12 protein-coding genes are annotated in these 18260 nt (G+C 36.7%); 3 read left to right on the forward strand and 9 right to left on the reverse strand.

Annotated features, from left to right (window positions below; all coding sequences use genetic code 11):
* Positions 1-55: 55 nt before the first annotated feature.
* From AC3RVG_RS06165 to AC3RVG_RS06195, 7 genes are all read right to left on the reverse strand, one after another.
* The gene (locus AC3RVG_RS06165) at positions 56-2299 is read right to left on the reverse strand and encodes an inorganic phosphate transporter (RefSeq protein ID WP_489690564.1); all 2244 of its coding nucleotides are present in this window, start codon (positions 2297-2299) and stop codon (positions 56-58) included.
* 117 nt (positions 2300-2416) lie between these two features.
* On the reverse strand, positions 2417-3082 hold the full coding sequence (gene phoU / locus AC3RVG_RS06170; protein WP_489690565.1) for a phosphate signaling complex protein PhoU: 666 nt from the start codon (positions 3080-3082) through the stop codon (positions 2417-2419).
* Between the two features lie 11 nt (positions 3083-3093).
* Entirely contained in the window at positions 3094-3894 is an 801-nt protein-coding gene (gene pstB, locus AC3RVG_RS06175) for a phosphate ABC transporter ATP-binding protein PstB (RefSeq protein WP_489690710.1), read from the reverse strand.
* Positions 3895-3911: 17 nt separating this feature from the next.
* Complete coding sequence (gene pstA / locus AC3RVG_RS06180; RefSeq protein ID WP_489690566.1) at positions 3912-4766, reverse strand: phosphate ABC transporter permease PstA; 855 nt, start codon at positions 4764-4766, stop codon at positions 3912-3914.
* On the reverse strand, positions 4759-5637 hold the full coding sequence (gene pstC, locus AC3RVG_RS06185; RefSeq protein WP_489690567.1) for a phosphate ABC transporter permease subunit PstC: 879 nt from the start codon (positions 5635-5637) through the stop codon (positions 4759-4761). The genes pstA and pstC overlap by 8 nt, the downstream gene beginning before the upstream one ends.
* A gap of 66 nt (positions 5638-5703) precedes the next feature.
* Entirely contained in the window at positions 5704-6660 is a 957-nt protein-coding gene (locus tag AC3RVG_RS06190) for a PstS family phosphate ABC transporter substrate-binding protein (protein WP_489690568.1), read from the reverse strand.
* A gap of 119 nt (positions 6661-6779) precedes the next feature.
* Positions 6780-7979, reverse strand: coding sequence for a porin (locus AC3RVG_RS06195; protein WP_489690569.1), 1200 nt, complete (start codon positions 7977-7979; stop codon positions 6780-6782).
* Positions 7980-8377: 398 nt separating this feature from the next.
* Between AC3RVG_RS06195 and AC3RVG_RS06200 the strand changes: the two genes are divergently transcribed.
* Positions 8378-8743: a toxin-antitoxin system YwqK family antitoxin gene (locus tag AC3RVG_RS06200; RefSeq protein WP_489690570.1), complete on the forward strand. Its 366-nt coding sequence runs from the start codon at positions 8378-8380 to the stop codon at positions 8741-8743.
* Between the two features lie 78 nt (positions 8744-8821).
* Here the strand turns inward: AC3RVG_RS06200 and AC3RVG_RS06205 are convergent, their stop codons facing one another.
* Both AC3RVG_RS06205 and AC3RVG_RS06210 read right to left on the reverse strand, forming a co-directional pair.
* Positions 8822-10756 (reverse strand): hypothetical protein, encoded by a 1935-nt coding sequence (locus tag AC3RVG_RS06205; protein WP_489690571.1) that lies wholly within the window; start codon positions 10754-10756, stop codon positions 8822-8824.
* A gap of 33 nt (positions 10757-10789) precedes the next feature.
* Positions 10790-13564 (reverse strand): TonB-dependent receptor, encoded by a 2775-nt coding sequence (locus tag AC3RVG_RS06210; RefSeq protein ID WP_489690572.1) that lies wholly within the window; start codon positions 13562-13564, stop codon positions 10790-10792.
* 173 nt (positions 13565-13737) lie between these two features.
* Here AC3RVG_RS06210 and AC3RVG_RS06215 point away from each other — a divergent pair, with 173 nt between their 5' ends.
* Both AC3RVG_RS06215 and AC3RVG_RS06220 read left to right on the forward strand, forming a co-directional pair.
* Positions 13738-15066 carry a deoxyguanosinetriphosphate triphosphohydrolase gene (locus AC3RVG_RS06215; RefSeq protein ID WP_489690711.1) on the forward strand — a complete coding sequence of 443 codons (1329 nt, stop codon included), beginning with the start codon at positions 13738-13740 and terminating at the stop codon, positions 15064-15066.
* Positions 15067-15232: 166 nt separating this feature from the next.
* Entirely contained in the window at positions 15233-17833 is a 2601-nt protein-coding gene (locus AC3RVG_RS06220) for a T9SS-dependent M36 family metallopeptidase (RefSeq protein ID WP_489690573.1), read from the forward strand.
* Positions 17834-18260: the final 427 nt, after the last annotated feature.

The following is an 18260-nucleotide window of genomic DNA, read 5'->3' on the forward strand; positions in this document are numbered from 1 at the left end:
CCCCAAAAGTCTAAATGACCGTTGGGGTTTTTTATTTAAATGAATTTTATTGGCACTACGCTTTCTTGAAACTTGAATGGTATGCTTCCATCAAATTCATCAAAGCAGTTACCAAATCTTTGGTTTCAAGCAATAAGCTGAAATACAACGTTGTGTTTTTCGGGCTCGATTCTTCGGTTCGGGTACGTGCTATTTGCTTTTCAATTTTGTTAGAAAGGCTCTCAAAGATTTCATCTTTTTTCTCAAGTACATTACCAATTCGCTTGAATTCCTTTTTGATGAAAATATCTTCAATTTCATTTAGCAGTTCTTCCAAATGTTGGTCTATCTCCTGCAAGTCCTTTATTTGGTTAAAACGAAGCGCTTTGTGATTGTTATTTACGTGTTTGTAACTGGCTTTAGATATAAACTCTAAAGACTGCACCACATCTGTTAAATATCCTAAAATAACTATGTAGAAATTGCTTCCGCGAACGCTAGTGTCATCCAGGTTTTTAATAAAATAGAAGATGTTATCACGTAATTCTTCAACTTCATCGTTCAATTTTTTAACTCCTTTTTTACTCTTTTTCAGCTTTTTAGTGTCTTGTTTCGCAAGCCCACGAAGCATATCGGTATAAATTTTATTCGAGCGCGAAACAACATTACTAATGTGTTCGGCACTTTCAGAAATAATTCCTTGTACAGTTTTACTTTCGGTTTTCTTTAAACCACTTTTATCTTGTTTAATCTTCACTTTATTTTTGTGCGAAATATAATTACGCACTAAAAGCAGAATGGCTAATAATAATAAAACAGCTATCATTGCGCCTCTTCCTATAAAAATTAAATAGGTTAAAACTCCTGCCGCAGTAAAGGCTACAAAGGCAGTAAAAAACCACCCGCCAATAACATTTAGTACACCAGCAACGCGGTAAACGGCACTTTCGCGACCCCACGCTCTATCTGCTAGTGAGGTCCCCATAGCAACCATAAATGTTACATAGGTTGTGGAAAGTGGTAATTTCATAGAAGTTGCTGTAGCGATCAAAATACCTGCAACCATAAGGTTTATGGAAGCGCGTATCATATCAAAAGCAGGTAATTCGTACGTTTTATGCTTCGGAAGATTAACAACAGGTTTTTCAAAACGCTTGTCTATTTTCTGCTGAAGTGACTTTGGAAGAATAAAATCCAAATAAAGGGAAATCTGGGTGCTAGATTTAACCAAAAATCTTGAAAGCATATTTGGGTTAAACTTTTCGTGGCCTTCTCCTTGACGCGCCAGGTCTATTTCAGTATCCGAAACGGTACGTGCTTTTTTTGAAAACCATAATGTTAGCACCATAATTCCACCGGCAATAAATAGTAGTAAAGGCTCTGCTGGCACTTTTTCTGCTAGGCTAGACATATTGTAATCTGTAGCAGCTACACCAGATGCAGCCCAATCTATATAGGCATGATATGCCGCCATTGGAACTCCAATAAAGTTTACCAAATCATTCCCCGCAAAAGCTAAAGCGAGACTGAATGTACCAACTGCTATTACAATTATGAGTATGCTCTTTTTGAAAATCTTCATAAAAAGCTCGGAGAAAATAGTCCAAAAAACCAGTCCTCCACCAATTATCCATAAAGGCTTATCATCAATAATTTCGTGGAAACTGCTATAAAAAGGAGTTCCTTTTAAACCTTTAACTAGGATGAAATAACTAATACAAGTTAAAGCCACACCGCCAAAAATAGCGCCGAAATATTTCATTTTACGTTCCACATGAAAAGTGAACAGTAGCCTTGACAGATACTGAACTACGGCACCAATGGTGAATGCAATTACCACGGACAAGAGTATTCCTATTATAATTTCTACTGCTTTTTCAGTGTTAATATATTTAGAAAGAGAAGAAATAGTTTCTGCATCGTTATGGCCAATTTTTATAAGTGCCATAATTACTGCTGCTCCCAAGAGTTCAAAAACAATTGAAACGGTCGTAGACGTGGGTAGCCCAATAGTGTTGAAGAAATCTAGCAGTAAAATATCGGTAATCATTACCGCCATGAAAATAATCATGATTTCATCAAAATAGAATTCTCCGGGAACGAAGATTCCTTTTCGAGCCACTTCCATCATCCCGCTAGAGAAGACGGCTCCTATGAAAATACCTAAACTGGCAATAATTAAAATGGTTCTAAAAGAGATGGCTTTAGAACCTATGGCAGAGTTAAGGAAATTTACGGCGTCATTGCTTACCCCTACCACAAGATCTGCTATGGCGAGCGCTGCAAGCGCGACAATCATTAATAAGTAGATATTATCCATTGATTTTTTATTGAAAGTAACGGCGCAAAATTACTTTAAAATACGCTTATCAATGTTACGAAAAGGTTACCAAATTATGAAAATACCGCTAAACCCTTTAAATATAAGGCCGAGCATTTATTTTTTCTTTTTATGTTTTACTACTTCTGCTTCTATGAAAAAGATGATTTCTTCGGCTACGTTTTTTAATAAATCGCCCACCCGTTCCATCTTTTTTATCACGGAGAAAAGTATTAACGCCTGACCAGTTATTTCGATATTGTTTCTTATTTCGGCTTCAATGAGCTTAAAGGACTTACGGTTTATTTTATCAAGCACTTTGTCCATTTTAAATACTTTTCGAGCGGTTTTCACGTCTTTGTCCTCGTAAGCTGTAGTAATAAGTTCGAACATGGAGTTTACCGTTTCGTACATTGTTTCAAACTTTAAAGCATCTAATAGTGCTGCTTCAATGGGTTTGTTCTCTTCTACCACATATTGAGAAATGCCCTCTGCATGGTCTGCTATTCTTTCCAGATCGAAATTGATTTTGCGTATTGCCATAACAAAGCGCAAATCGATGGCAACGGGGGTGTAGAGCGCCAAGAATTTTTCGCAATCTTTCTCTATTTTTAAATCCAGCGCATTTACACATTTTTCAGTATTTATTACTTCTTCTGCCAAATCGCCGTCGTGATTCACAAAAGCATTTTTTGCTTTTTCCAACTGAGATTGGCAAAGTGTAAGCATTTCTAAACCATACTGATTCAATACTTCTCTTTGTTGTTCTGCGTTTACAACCATAATTTTATTTTTTAACCAAAACGACCGGTTATGTAATTTTCGGTTTGTGTTTTTTCTGGGTTTGTGAAGATTTTTTTTGTTTTGTCGAATTCAATAAGTTCTCCAATATAGAAAAAGGCAGTATAATCGCTTATTCTACTTGCCTGTTGCATATTGTGAGTAACAATTACAATGGTATATTTTTCTTTCAGTTCAAAAATTAAATCTTCAATTTTTGCAGTTGAAATTGGATCGAGTGCCGAAGTTGGCTCGTCCATCAAAATAATGGATGGTTCTACTGCCAAAGTGCGGGCAATACAGAGACGTTGTTGCTGCCCTCCAGATAATGCCATTCCAGATTTTTTTAAATCATCCTTAACTTCTTCCCATAAAGCAACTTGTTTTAGAGAGGATTCCACTTTTTCAGCAATAAAATCTTTGTCTTTTATACCTTGGATTTTTAGTCCATAAGCAACATTATCAAAAATGGATTTGGGAAATGGATTTGGTTTTTGAAATACCATCCCTACTTTTTTTCGAAGCTCTTCAACATTTACTCTTTTCTTGTAAATATTATCGCCGTCTATCTTTATTTTTCCTTCCATTTTATATCCATCCACATAGTCGTTCATTCGGTTTATCATCCGTAAAAAAGTTGATTTTCCGCAGCCTGAAGGTCCAATAAATGCTGTAACGGTATTTTGTTTTATGGTCATGTCAATTCCTTTAATAGCCATAAAATCGTCGTACCATACCTTCACATTTTGAATGTCTATTTTAGGTACTTTTTTTAGGGATGGGTCAATTATTCTATCTAATGTATTAATTTTCATTATAGAAGGTTCCATAGTTATTTCCATTTTTTCTGCCATTTATTTCTGAAATACACAGCGATTCCATTCATTACAAAAGTTATAGCGAGCAGGATAATAATTGCAGCCGCTGCATTTTCAATAAAACCTGCTTGTGGTCGAGATATCCAATTAAATATTTGAATAGGCATTACTGAAAATTCGTCCATTGGATTTTGAGGAGCAAAGGGCACGTATGCCAAAGCGCCAACTACAATTAAAGGCGCTGTTTCGCCCACTGCTCGTGAAAGGGCAAGAATTACCCCTGTTAAAATTCCGCCACCCGATGCTGGTAAAATTTGATGCCAAATGGTTTGCCATTTGGATGCTCCCATAGCATTTGAAGCATCTTTTATTGAAGAAGGAACTGCTTTAATCGCTTCCCTAGTTGCAACAATTACAATAGGAAGTATTAGCAGAGACAATGTTAAACTTCCTGCTAAAACGCTGGCGCCAAGACCCATTAATCTAACAAACACTTCAAGTCCCAAAAGCCCGTAAATAATTGAGGGAACACCGGCTAGGTTTGATATGTTTATTTCTAATAATCCCGAAAGCCTGTTCTTTTTTGAATATTCTTCCAAATAAATACCAGCGGCTACACCAATAGGAAATGCAATGATTGTAGTGAGAAGTAATATCCAAATACTTCCCATTAAAGCGGTGTAAATTCCTGAATTTTCAGGTTTTCGAGAAGGTAGATTCGTGATGAAATCCCAGTTAATTCTGGAAAGTCCATCAATTAATATATCGCCAATAAAAATTACAAGCAACACCAAACCTATGAGCGTACAAAAGATTCCCCAGAATTTAAACATCTGGTCTTTCAACCTGTTTTTGCGGATGTTATTCATATTTTTCTTGGTATTTTTTACGGATTCTGTAGCTGATAGTATTAAGTAAAAAGGTGAAAACGAAAAGGGTGATACCCGCAGCGAAAATTGTGCGATATTCCAAGGACCCGTGCTGCACATCGCCCAAACTTACTTGCACAATATATGCTGTAATGGTTTCTACGGGAACGGTAGGATCTAAAGTGAACCGAGGTTGTTGTCCTGCGGCTATTGCTACAATCATTGTTTCGCCTATAGCCCGAGAAATTGCCAATATAATAGAGACAATAATCCCCGAAGAGGCGGCGGGTACAATTACTTTAAAAGCGGTTTGAAGTTTTGTGGCACCCATTCCGAACGAAGCTTCTCGCAATGAACGCGGCACAGCGTGCAGCGCATCTTCGCTTATTGAAGAAATGTATGGAATAATCATAATACCCATTACAATACCTGCGGAAAGCGAGTTAAAACCTGAAAGACTTGGAATGAATTGCTGTAAAAAAGGAGTTACAACAATCAATGCGAAAAATCCGTAAACCACTGTCGGGATTGATGCCAGAAGTTCTAATATGGGTTTTATTATTTTTCTGAAAGAACGCGGAGCGTATTCACTTAAGTAGATGCTTATGGTGAGTCCAATTGGAAGCGCTACCGCAATTGCGATAAACGAAGTTAGCATGGTTCCCGTTAAAAGCGGGAGAATTCCAAAGTGTTTTTCGGTAAATAGCGGAGTCCATTGCGTATCTGTGAAAAAATCGAAAATGGAAACTTCACTAAAAAACTGAAATGCTTCGATGGATAATACCAGTACAATTCCGATGGTAACCGCGATGGTAATCAACGAACTCGCCAAAAGCGCTCTTTCAATGACTAGTTCTTTTATTTTTTGCATCAGTAAAATTTTTTAAGGAAATCGGGTGTCCGGATGGACACCCGAATTTTCCCAATCCAACTTTGTTTATTTGTTACTTTCAACAAAGGCTTGGAAATCTTTCTTCTGTTTTGCATACAGTTCTGATGGAAGCGGAATGTAACCCACATCTGTAGCTAATTCTCCAGCGTTTTCAAGATAGTAGTGTACAAATGCTATTACTTCTGGAGATTTTACCGAAGTGCTATTCACATAAATAAATAATGGTCTGGATAGTGGCGCGTAAGTTCCGTTGCTAACAGTTTCTAAAGTTGGTTTTACAACTTCGGTTCCATTGTTTACACCAATCAATTTCAACTTGTCTTGATTTTCGGCATAATAAGCTAATCCGAAAAATCCTAAAGAGAATTTATCTCCTATAATACCTTGAACTAAAACGTGGTCGTCTTCGCTGGCAGTGTAATCTCCGCGGCTCGAACCGCTTTTGCCTACAACGGCTTCAGTAAAGTAGTCATAAGTTCCAGAAGCAATTCCGGGTCCGTATAAATGAATTTCTTCATTGGGCCATTCCGGACGAATCTGGTTCCATTTCATTATTGTGCCTTGAGCCGCTGGCTCCCAAATTTTCTTTAGCTCCTCAACGGTAAAACTATCTACCCAATCATTTTCTGGGTTTACCAAAACTGCAAGTCCGTCGTAAGCTACTTCAAGCTGTATATACTTAATATTGTTTGCTACACTGGCTTCAATTTCTTTATCCTTAATTGGGCGGGAGGCATTGGAGATATTGGTTTCTCCTCTTGAGAATTTCTGAAATCCACCGCCTGTTCCAGAAACTCCAATAGTAACTTTTACATTTGGTTGAATACTTCTAAATTCTTCTGCAACTGCTTCAGTAATTGGGAAAACAGTACTAGAACCGTCTACTTTAATGGTTCCTTCTAAGTTTTCAGAATCATTTTGTGAAGTTGCGTTTTGATCTTTTTTATCACCGCAAGCTGCTATTATAAAAACCAGTGCGAGGATTGTAATTGCTTTTTTCATTTCTATTATGTTTAGTTTTTGCACTACAAAGAACCGTTATCTATGTTATCTGAATATTAATTGCAGATGAACAAATTGCAATTATTACCGTACTAGTTTTGAGTTTTAATTATGAAATTTTAGAAATGAACATCCAGTTGAAGACGGTACATCAAGTTGTCATTTTCGCCGCCAATGGTGGTGTAGCTAATATCAGATTGTACCTTTAGTTTATGGCCAACAATGTATTTTGAAACACCCAGCGTATACTGGTTTTCTACATCTTTACCAGTTATATTTTGATTTAAATCTATTGTAGTGTATCGACCAGCAACTTCCCAATTTGTTTTAAATAAATAACCTGCTTGAAGGTTTAAACCATTGCCCACCTGAACTACATCTCCAGTTAAACTTCCATCGGCATTTTTGGCTAAGGCATCTTCTGCATCACGGTTGCTATATTCTGCCATTAGTGAAAAACCACTGTATTTAAACATGGCATCTACAAATAGGGTAGAGATATTGGTTTCGTAAAAACCGGCATCGTTTACCATATAAGATCCTTGATTGCTTCGGTTTTTAACCGCATTCTGATTAAAATCGTAGGTAGCGCCCAAGGCAAGTTTTGGACTAGGCTCTCTCTGTAGATCGCCTCCAACGTAATCGCCTTTATTGCTAAAATTTCCAAAGGGTAAAATTTCAAGTCGGCCAGTGTATTGATGACCACCAAGGTTGCCTGTGGTAACGTTTCTGCCCTCACCTTGCGATACTGCTATCATTTCGCGCATTACAAAGCTATCCGAAAAATCGGTTTGGTGCCTTAGCTGAAGTCCTAAATCTCGGTCTATATTGAATCTGCTATTTAACAACGAACGATCTACAAATTGCATATTGGCAGATGAAACTACCCGTTCTCTGTTTCCTGGTAATTTAGTCTGACCCACCCAAAGTTCAAAGTTTTCGTAGAAATTCCACATTACAACTGCATCTAGTATATAGTTAGGGGAATTACTGGTAAACTCTGAAGCTCCAGCAAGATCTCGGTTTGAAAGTCCTAATTCAAGTTTGTATTTAAGTTTTGGGCTGTATGCGAAACCGGAAAATTTTAAACGCGCTCTTCGCACTAAGAAATTTGATTCGGCTTTTCCGTATTGGTCTCCATCGTAATCCCAAGAGGTTGTGGAGAGAAATTGCATTCTAGCCGCAAAGTTCATTGCCCAAGTGCTGTCTTTTCCTACTATGTTTAGAATTCCCTTTCCAAATTTCGGGCCTTCTATTTCTTGTGAAAAGGCATTAATGGATAGAATCAGCAATAAAGCTGTAAATATTTTAAGTTTCATTTAAATCAATTTTAGTTTTTGTCACTGCAAATAACTTAATTTAATGTTAACTGAATGTTTCCTAAATATTATCATTAATAGCTTGATTAGGCATTTCAATAGGCAAAAAAAAGGGCTGCCCAAATTGGAACAGCCCGATTAAAATCTAGTCGACAAAAACTAAACGATTTTAAAATTTGCCTTACATAAGACAGATGCAAAGAAAATAATCAAATGTTCATTTTGTGTGAATTTAGATTTACTAAATCATTAAGTTATTAATTAGTGTTAATTATTACAAACGTAACAACCACAAAATTAACTTGTTGTAAGTTTAATGTTATCATAAGGTTACCAAAAGGTTTCGTAAGCGTTAATTTTGTAAATTTGAATATCCTGCATTATTAAAAACTACACAAATGAAAAATATACTATCTACCCTAGCACTCCTTTTATTGACTACAATAGTTGTAGCACAAGAAATTAAGAAGAATACCTATATCTTAAACGGAGATATTATTGAAGCCACTTTATATCACGATAATGGAGCCGTAGCCCAAACAGGTTATTACACCGAAGACAACAAACTTACTGGAGAATGGATAAGTTATGATCTATATGGCAACAAAACTGCTATTGCGCAATATAAGAACGGTGAAAAGGTAGGTACTTGGGTTTTTTACCAAGGAGATACTAAACGTGAAGTTTCTTACCGCGATTCGAGAATTGCCAAAGTAGAAACTTGGAAAATGACTGATACAAACATTGTTTCAAACAATCCGTAATTCTAAAACTATTTCAAAATTAAAGAGCCTCTTAAATTAAAGAGGCTCTTTTTTTAGTCGTAGAATTAAAAATTTTATTTACTTGCTAATCCAATTCCACTCTGAAATATCTACTGGGGTACCGTTAAAAACATCGTCTTGTGCAGATGTTAAAGGAGTACCATTAACAATAATATTCTGTACTGGCCCATTGTCTTTCATATCTACACGGGAACCGTAATCAGAAAGTAATATATTGGTAAACGTACCTCCAGATTGTTTTTTAAATTGAAGGGCAATTCCGCTCCCTGGGCTGCTAGTGTTAATAGCCGTTAAGTTTACGAAAGAAGGATTGTTGTTATCGCCATCACCTTCTAAAGCTGTAGAGAAACTTGAACCATTATTAAGAATATAAGTGTTAGTAATTGTTCCATTCCAGCCTTCTGTCCAATCTACTGAATCGTCTTCATTATTTTCGAAATATAAATTTGATGCAGAAACAGCTCCGCCGAAAAATTCAATTCCATCGTCAGCACCATCAATTACTGCTACGTTTTTAATTGAAGTTCCAGCACCAACTGAATAAAGTGTAAGCCCGTTGTATTGCGATTCAGAATTAATCTGTGCGCCTGCGCCGCGAATTACAAGATAATCTATGCTTCCAGAATTGTCGTTATTGTTTGTTCCGCCGTAAATTAGGCCGCCAACTTCTGCAATAGCATCAACACCTTCCGTAGTTATACCTTCACCACAAAGTAAAAGTCCACCCCAATCTCCCGGATTTCCACCTGCAGATTTCATTACAACTGGGTTTTCGTTGGTTCCATTAATTTCTATTTTTCCACCTTGCTCTACCGCAATGTATTTGTCTGTACCAGTTTCAGAAATAATTATAGTTCCTGCAGGGATAATTAATTTTCCACCAGATTTTACAAGCGTTGTACCTTGAAGTAGATAAACAAGTGATGGGTTTAATTCTGTCGTGCCAGTAATGGCGCTAGGAAGTACCGCAGTGTCTGAAATGTTTTCAGTTGCCCAAGCAAATAAAGATAAAGCTACCGTTGCAGGACGATCATAACCATTTGCTGGATTTGCAGCCTCACCTTCAATAATCACATTTGCCAACGGACCGTTGTCTTTCATATCAATTCTAGTTGTGTACCCTAAAAGAGAAAGCCCAGTAATAGTTGCTCCAGATTGTTTTTTGAATTGAAGCGCCGTTCCACCCACAGTAGATACTGCCGTGAAGTTTACAATTTTCGGATTGTTGTTATCGCCATCTGCTTCTATTGCAGTTGAAAAAGCCTTTGAATGACTTACATAAGTGTTTGTAATTGTACCATTCCAACCTTCAGTCCAATCTACAGAATCGTCTTCGTTGTTTTCAAAATATAGGTTTGAAGCAGAAACTGTTCCACCAAAAAACTCAACACCATCATCTGCGCCATCAATAACCGCAACGTTTGAAATCTGAGTTCCTGAGCCTACTGAATAAAGCGTAAGTCCATTGTATTGAGACTCTGTATTAATTTGAGCCCCGGCATTTTTAATTATTAAATATTGAATACTACCAGAGTTGTCCAAGTCGTCGTTACCTCCATAAATTAGACCACCTACTTCAGCAATTACATTTGTGCCTTCAGTAGTTTTTGCTTTCCCGCAAAGTAATAATCCACCCCAATCGCCAGGGTTATTACTTGCCGAACGCATTACAACAGGACTTGAAGAAGTACCTTGAATATCGATTTTTCCACCTTGCTCAATGGCAATGTATTTATCTGTTCCGTCTTGTGAAACAATTACTGTCCCAGCAGGGATAGTAAGTTTAGCGCCAGATTTTACAAGGTAAGGTCCGGTAACGGAGTATTGAACAGACGAATCTAAAATTCGATCAGATTCCAATGAACCTGTAAGTTGTGTGTTTTCTACAGGTTCCTCTTCACCTGATGTAAAATCATCATTGCTACTACAACCCGTAAGGAATAGCGTGCTTACTACTGCAATTGATAATGCAAATTTTTTAAAGTTTTTCATTTTAATTGTTAATTGAAGTTAGACATTTTGTGTTTAAAAAGTATAATTAAGGTTTAAGCCTAATTGCGCACCCCGCGTGTATGAAAGAACAGTTTCTTCCGTTTCAACATTTGTGGTACTGGGTTTAATTAATTGAGTTCTTTTTATTTCAGGATTTAAAATGTTTTTTCCTGAAATACCTATTTTAAAATTTTCGGTTATCTTTTTACTTAGAATTAAATCCAACGAAACAAAGCCTTTTTCAATAATAGCGTCGTTGTAGTTAATATCTCCCGAGGATTGAAATTCTGGAGCTCCCAATGCATAAATTCTATCTGAAGCATAATTTCCGGAGATGGTAGCTTCAAAAGGATTTTCGGTATTTGTATTAAAATTTAAGGAACCATTTACAATCCAGTTCGATGCTCCTTGTAGATCTGTTTCAGTTAAGCCTTTGTATCTAAAAGTTCTTACAAAGTTTCCATCGTTGTCAAAAACCTCTTTTAAATCCTGTTTATGCCACATTCTAGAAGCATTTACATTTAGTTTTAAATTAGGTCTATCATCGCCCGAAATTAGATTTAAGCGACCTTCAACTTCTAATCCGTAAACTTCGGCTTCGTTACCAGCATTGAAGTAAGAAAATACACCTGCTGAACCTCTATCCTGAACTTTGTTGATTGGGTCTTCAATTACTTTGTAGAAACCTGTAAGCGATAGCAATTGATCATTTGTAGGGAAGAATTCCCACTTTAAATCGAAGTTTCTATTTAGAGAGGCTTCAATATCTGGATTACCACGAGTAACCTGACCCACTGTAGAAACATATTCAAAAGGTGCAATTTCTTTAAATTCGGGAAGGGTAGTAGTGTAGCTATTTGCAAAACGAATGCTGTTCTTTTCGTTAAGCGCATATTTTACATTGAAAGAAGGAAATACCCTGCGGTAATCTTTGTTGACGCTTCCTATTCTTCCAGCGAAATTGTTTACATCCCAGTTTACATCAATTTCATCTCTCTGAAATCTTAATCCAGCTTGTACGGTTATTTTTCCGCTAACTCCAGTAACATTTGTATAACCAGCTGTAGATTGTAACTCGCCGGTGTAAAAATCTGGAGATAGTGTATTTCTTTTTAATAAGCCGTTATTGAAATTTTCCTCGGTGAAAATATCTGAAATTTCATCAATGGAATTAGGATTAATGGCATTGGTTACGGTTTCTTCAGCTCCAAAAAATTGCGAACCGAAATCACGGGTTTTGTTACGGAACGTTCCGCCAATGTTTATGTGAAAAAGATTTTCTTCTTCGTTAATAATTTTTATTAAATCGTTTAAACGGCCATTGTATTCTGTGTCTTTAATTTTCTGAATACTTTTTCGTTGCTGAAATCCACCCGTACGACCAAGTTGAACGGTTTCGTCATTAAAGTTAACTTCGTTGCGAATACGGTTTGGCTCATCTGCACTTAAATAGTTGTAACCAGCCGCCCAATCTAATTCGTTTCTTTCACCAATTTTATGCTCCCCGCTAAGTTGGGTTACAGAAAGCAAAGTTTTCTTTAAGTTTTGGTCGCGTATAAATTGCGATAAACCTTCTGCGGGATCAGTTTCTTCAAAAATAATGGCTTCCCCAGAACGTCCGCCTTCAAACACTTCATCTTCAATTTTGTTTATTAGTAAAGTGTTGAATTTAAAATCGTTGTTGTCATCTGCTCTAAATCTAATATGAAACAAGCCAGAAGTTGCTACTTCTTTATTCCAAGTAATTGCATCAGGAATTACATCGTCGAGAAAGTTGGAGCGGTATTGTTTAAAAGCACCTTCTTTGTATTCAAATTCTTCAGACTGACCAGCGGTAAAAAGAACACTCAACTTGTTGCCAATTCGTGTTCCAGCACTTAAAGAAAAAGATCTATTTATAGGAAAATCTACAACTTCTGGACTCCAACTTTGTGCTGTAATGGCGCGATTAGTTGGAATACTTTTTTGGTAAAACCCGAAGGATACATCGTTATAATTTGGTGAAACTTTAAAGTTGTTAAAAACACCGTTGCTCATTACATTAGTGTTAATAGAAGTGCTTGCACTTGCTGAAAGTAGATTGCTGCCCGAAAGTTCTTTTGTGTTGATGTCAATATTTCCCGAAGCCTGATCTGCAGAAATATTTGGCGATGTGGTTTTACTTACGTCAATGCTTTGAATGAGTCGCGTTGGGAAAAGATTCAGATTAATATTTTTCCTTTCAATATTGTCTGACGGAATAGGGAGTCCGTTTAAAGTAGTGAATAGATATCTATCACCCAGTCCACGTACAAAAATAGCCCCACTGCCGTCTGTTTTCGAAACTCCGGAAATTTTAGTTGTTGCCCCCGCAGCATCAGAAACACCAAGTTGCGATAATTGTTCGGCGCCAATACTTTCTTTTATAGCGATTGCTTTTTTCTGTTCTAATAATAAAGCTACTTCGCTTTCTCTTCTAATTGTGGTTTTAATTACCACCTCGTCCAGAGCTGCCGCACTCGCGCTCATTGGCACGTTTATATTTGTAATTTTGTTAGCGGTTACTGTTATGTTTGGAATTTCAACAGTTTCATAACCCACGAAGCTAAAAACCACTGTGTAGTTTCCTGGCTTTATATTTTCAATTGCATATAGGCCGTCAAAATCTGAGGTTACACCTATAGTAGTACCTTTAATAAATACGTTTGCAAAAGGCAGCGGTTCGTTATTGTAATCAGTATCTGTCAGTTTACCTGCTATAGAACCATTTTCTTGAGCAAAGCTCGTAGCGGTAAAAAGGAAGATTAAAAGTTTAATTATTGTTTTCATTTTTGTCGATTGATTTATTGGTGCAAAGAAACCGTGCTTGTGTAAAGAAGGTGTTAATTGGCTGTTACCAATTGGTCATTTTAGGGTTAGCTAAAGGTTAAGCGGAAACCAAAAAAATATGCTTGCATTGCTTTTTGAAAATAGTATCTTGCCTTCAAAACTTTATAATTATGATGCAATGGGAACAGTTGCTCTCGCTACGAAAGCACGGAGATAAAAACAAAAGACTACGGATTGAAGAAAACGAAACCCGCTTGGGTTTTGAAGTAGATTATGACCGCGTTATTTTCTCTTCGGCTTTCCGCAGCTTGCAAGACAAAACACAAGTTATTCCCTTGTCTAAAACCTCTTTTGTACACACGCGATTAACACATAGTTTGGAAGTTTCCGTTGTTGGGCGCTCTTTGGGAAGAACGGTAGGAAAAGCAATTCTGAAAAAACATCCACAATTACAGAATGTGCACGGGTATCAGTTTAACGATTTTGGTGCAATTGTGGCTGCGGCTGCTTTGGCACACGACATTGGTAATCCGCCATTCGGACACAGCGGCGAAAAAGCAATCGGCGATTATTTTTTAAACGGAAATGGGAAGCGATTCAAAGAGCTGCTAACCGAAAAGGAATATCAGGATTTGGTAGCTTTTGAAGGAAATGCCAACGGTTTTAAAATTTTGACGGAATCTAAAAATGGCGTTGAAGGCGGGCTTCGACTAACCTACGCCACTTTGGGTGCGTTTATGAAATATCCAAAACAATCACTTCCACAAAAACCTACAACACATGTTGCCGATAAAAAATTTGGCGTTTTTCAAAGTGATACTGAATTTTTTAATGAAGTAGTTTCAGAATTAGGTCTTATAAGTAGAGGTAATGATGGCTATTCTCGCCACCCACTAACATATCTTGTGGAGGCGGCAGATGATATATGTTATACTATTATTGATTTTGAAGATGGCATCAATCTAGGTTTGATTGAAGAAGAAATGGCGCTGGAATATTTAATCAATTTAGTGCGAAACACCTTAAAAACAGATGTGTATTCAGCATTAAAAACATCGCAGGATAGATTGGCTTATTTACGGTCATTAGCAATAAATACGTTAATTGCCGAAGCAGCAACAATTTTTATTGCGAACGAAGAGGAAATTCTAAAGGGAACATTTTCAGAAGCATTGTTGGATAAAAGTGAGTACAAAGTGCAAATTGCCGACATCATAAAAATTAGTATTGAAAAGGTGTATCAAAGCACAGAAGTTTCTGAGAAAGAAATTGCTGGATATAAAATTTTAACCACATTGCTGGATACATTCACTACTGCATTTGAAAATCAGCATAATGGTAAGGCACGTCACTACGATAAACTTTTATTACGAACTATCGATTTTGAACTTGAAAAGTCGCCGTCAGTTTATAATTATTTAATGGAATGTTGTAATTACATTTCACGATTAACAGACGGAAATGCCCTACAGATTTTTCAAAAGATTAAAGGAGGAATGTAATAATCCGCAAATTATGTTGAAGTTAAATGTTAAAAATTGAGGTTTAGACTGTTATATTGTCAATTTATGATATTTTTATCATTCCTTTTTTGAGGAAATTTTAACAAAATCCTTTAGATATCTCGTATCTAAAATTAAATTCACCTAAAAACTTAACTTAAAGCTTATGAAAAAAGTTCTCTACTTACTTATCATTTTTGCTGTTAATGCATCCTATGCGCAGGATTACAGTAATGTGGTAAAAACGTACCTTCAACAAAATCGATCGCAGTATTCGCTGCAACCACAAGACATTTCAGATGTATCCATAAGCTCGCAGAGTTTTTCAAAAAATATGCAGGTTCACAATGTATATGTAGAACAACGTTACCAAGGTATTAAGGTTTTTAATTCTACTTCTCCTTTTGTTATTAAAGATGGAGCAGTTTATAGTGCAAAACTTTCATTTACAGAAAATGTTTCTGCTAAAATAAATAGTACCACACCTTCAATCTCTGCATTAAGTGCAATAGGAAAAGCTGCAACTTCACTTGGTTTGCAGGGTCCTTCAAACTTAAATTTAGTAGAAACTACTTCAGATTATAGTTATGTTTTCTCTAACGGAAATATTTCATTAGAAAATATTCCTGTAGCATTGGTTTATCAAAAAATGGAAGGAACAGAAGCTTTAAAACTAGCTTGGGACCTTAGTATTTATCCTTTAGATGCATCACATTACTACAGTGTTCGTATAGATGCTCTGACTGGTGAATTATTAGATACAATGGATTGGGTAGTTAGCTGTAATTTTGGCGAAGAGGCACATTCACATGCTACTTCTAATAGCGTTTTGTTCGGTACTACTAGTGAGCCTAGCATGTCAATTACGACTGCTGTTGCCGCTTACCGAGTATTCCCATTACCATTAATAGGACCAAATAATGGCCCAGATCAATTAGTGCCAGACCCATCAAATGCTGTTGCATCTCCTTTTGGATGGCACGATACTGATGGCGTTGTAGGCGAAGAATATACGCATACACGCGGTAATAATGTATTAGCTATGGAAGATGCAAATGGAAATAATGGTGCTGGTGATACCGCAGAAGGTGGTCCAACCCTTACGTTCGATTTTCCTTTCGACTTGCCTCGAGCTCCAGCAGCATTTAGAGATGGAGCAATTACCAATTTGTTCTATATGAACAATATGATGCACGATGTAATGTATCAGTACGGTTTTGATGAGGTTAGTGGTAACTTTCAATCAAAAAATTACACAAACCTTGGTTCAGAAAACGATTTTGTATTAGCAGATGCCCAAGATGGTAGTGGCTCGAATAATGCAAACTTCTCCACACCTCCTGATGGTGGAAAACCAAGAATGCAAATGTATCTATGGAGCGCTCCAGGGACTGTTTTAGGAACATATTTAACAGTTAACACTGGCCCGCTTTCTGGTCAGTATTACGCTATGGATTCTACATTTGCGCCACCACTTACAAATACACCAATCACTGCAGATCTTGTTGTGGTAGAAGATGACAATGCAGGTCCTTCTACAGATACTAATGACGGTTGTGATGCTATTACAAACGGAGCGAGTATTGCTGGAAAAATTGCAGTAGTAAGAAGAGGAACTTGTAATTTTACTGTAAAAGTACTTAACGCGCAAAACGAAGGTGCAGTAGCCGTAATTGTAGTAAACGATACGCCTACAGATCCAACCGCTATGGGTGGAAATGGTGCGCAGATTACAATTCCTGCAATTATGATTTATAAATCAGACGGAGAAGCACTTATAACTTCACTTCTTAACGGAGATACTATAAACGCTACTTTAGTAGATGATGGATCTGGAACTGATAACTTTCAGCGCGATGGCGATTTAGATAACGTTATTATTGCACATGAATATGGACACGGTGTTTCTAACCGTTTAGCTGGTGGAAGATTACAATCCGGCTGTTTACAAAATCAAGAGCAAATGGGCGAAGGATGGAGCGATTACTTAGGATATGTATTGACCATAAAAACTGGCGATACAAGAGATGACGCACGTGGAACTGGAACTTATGCTATAGGTCAAGGAATATCAGGTTTAGGAATAAGAACTAAAGCTTATAGCTCAGATTTTGCGGTAAATGATTTTACTTATAACGATATTAAATCACAATCAGTACCTCACGGAGTTGGTTCAGTATGGGCTACAATGTTATGGGATTTAACTTGGGATTTAATTGACGAGTACGGTTTTGACCCAGATCTTTACAATGGAACTGGTGGAAATAACATTTCTATGCAACTAGTTCTTGACGGAATCAAATTACAACCTTGTAGTCCTGGTTTTGTTGATGGTCGCGATGCCATTATTCAAGCAGATTTAATAGCAAATGGTGGTGCAAACAAATGTCTTATTTGGAGAGCATTCGCTAAAAGAGGACTTGGCTTAAGCGCAATTCAAGGAAGTTCAAATAGCAGATCTGATGGTACAGAAGCTTTTGATGTTCCAGTAGAATGTTTATTAGGTACTGCTGATAACGGAAACTTAGAAAATAATTTCCTTGTTTATCCAAACCCTTCTAATGGAGAAATTACTATAAAATCTCGCTTAGATGTAGGTGATGCAACTGTTTCTATCTTCGATATGAATGGTAGAAAAGTATTTACTCAGCAACTTGAAATACACACAACTGCTAATGTAAATGCAAGTGGACTTAACACGGGTATTTACTTAATGCAAATTGAAAGTGCCAATCGTTCGCAAACAACCAAGTTGATTATCAACTAAGAATTATTATATTTTGAATATGAAAAGAGGCTCGAAAGAGCCTCTTTTTTTTATAATAAATCTTGAAGCGTCTGCTTTATTTTTCTTAGTAAATGCCCAAAAGTTGTTGTAATTCTACAACATTGCTTTGCTCGGAGAAAATAGCTGGGATTCCAAAAATATTTATCGGGTTATTATTGCCCCATATTGCTTAACAACTTCTCAGAATAGATTGGCATAAGTAGATGCACTCGCAGTTTTACAAATTTTCACATATATTATTTGATGTTGAGTTTGCCAAAAACAAATAAATTTACGCGTATGGTCTATTTCTTTGTAATGACAATTCCCGATTGACTTTAGGAAATGTGCTCAAGATTTTTAGAAATTAAAGAAGAATCAATAAAATCTTACTCTCAGGAATGTTAAATAGTGATTTTCAGATTGT

The organism is Aequorivita sp. IT1282, from assembly GCF_058068205.1.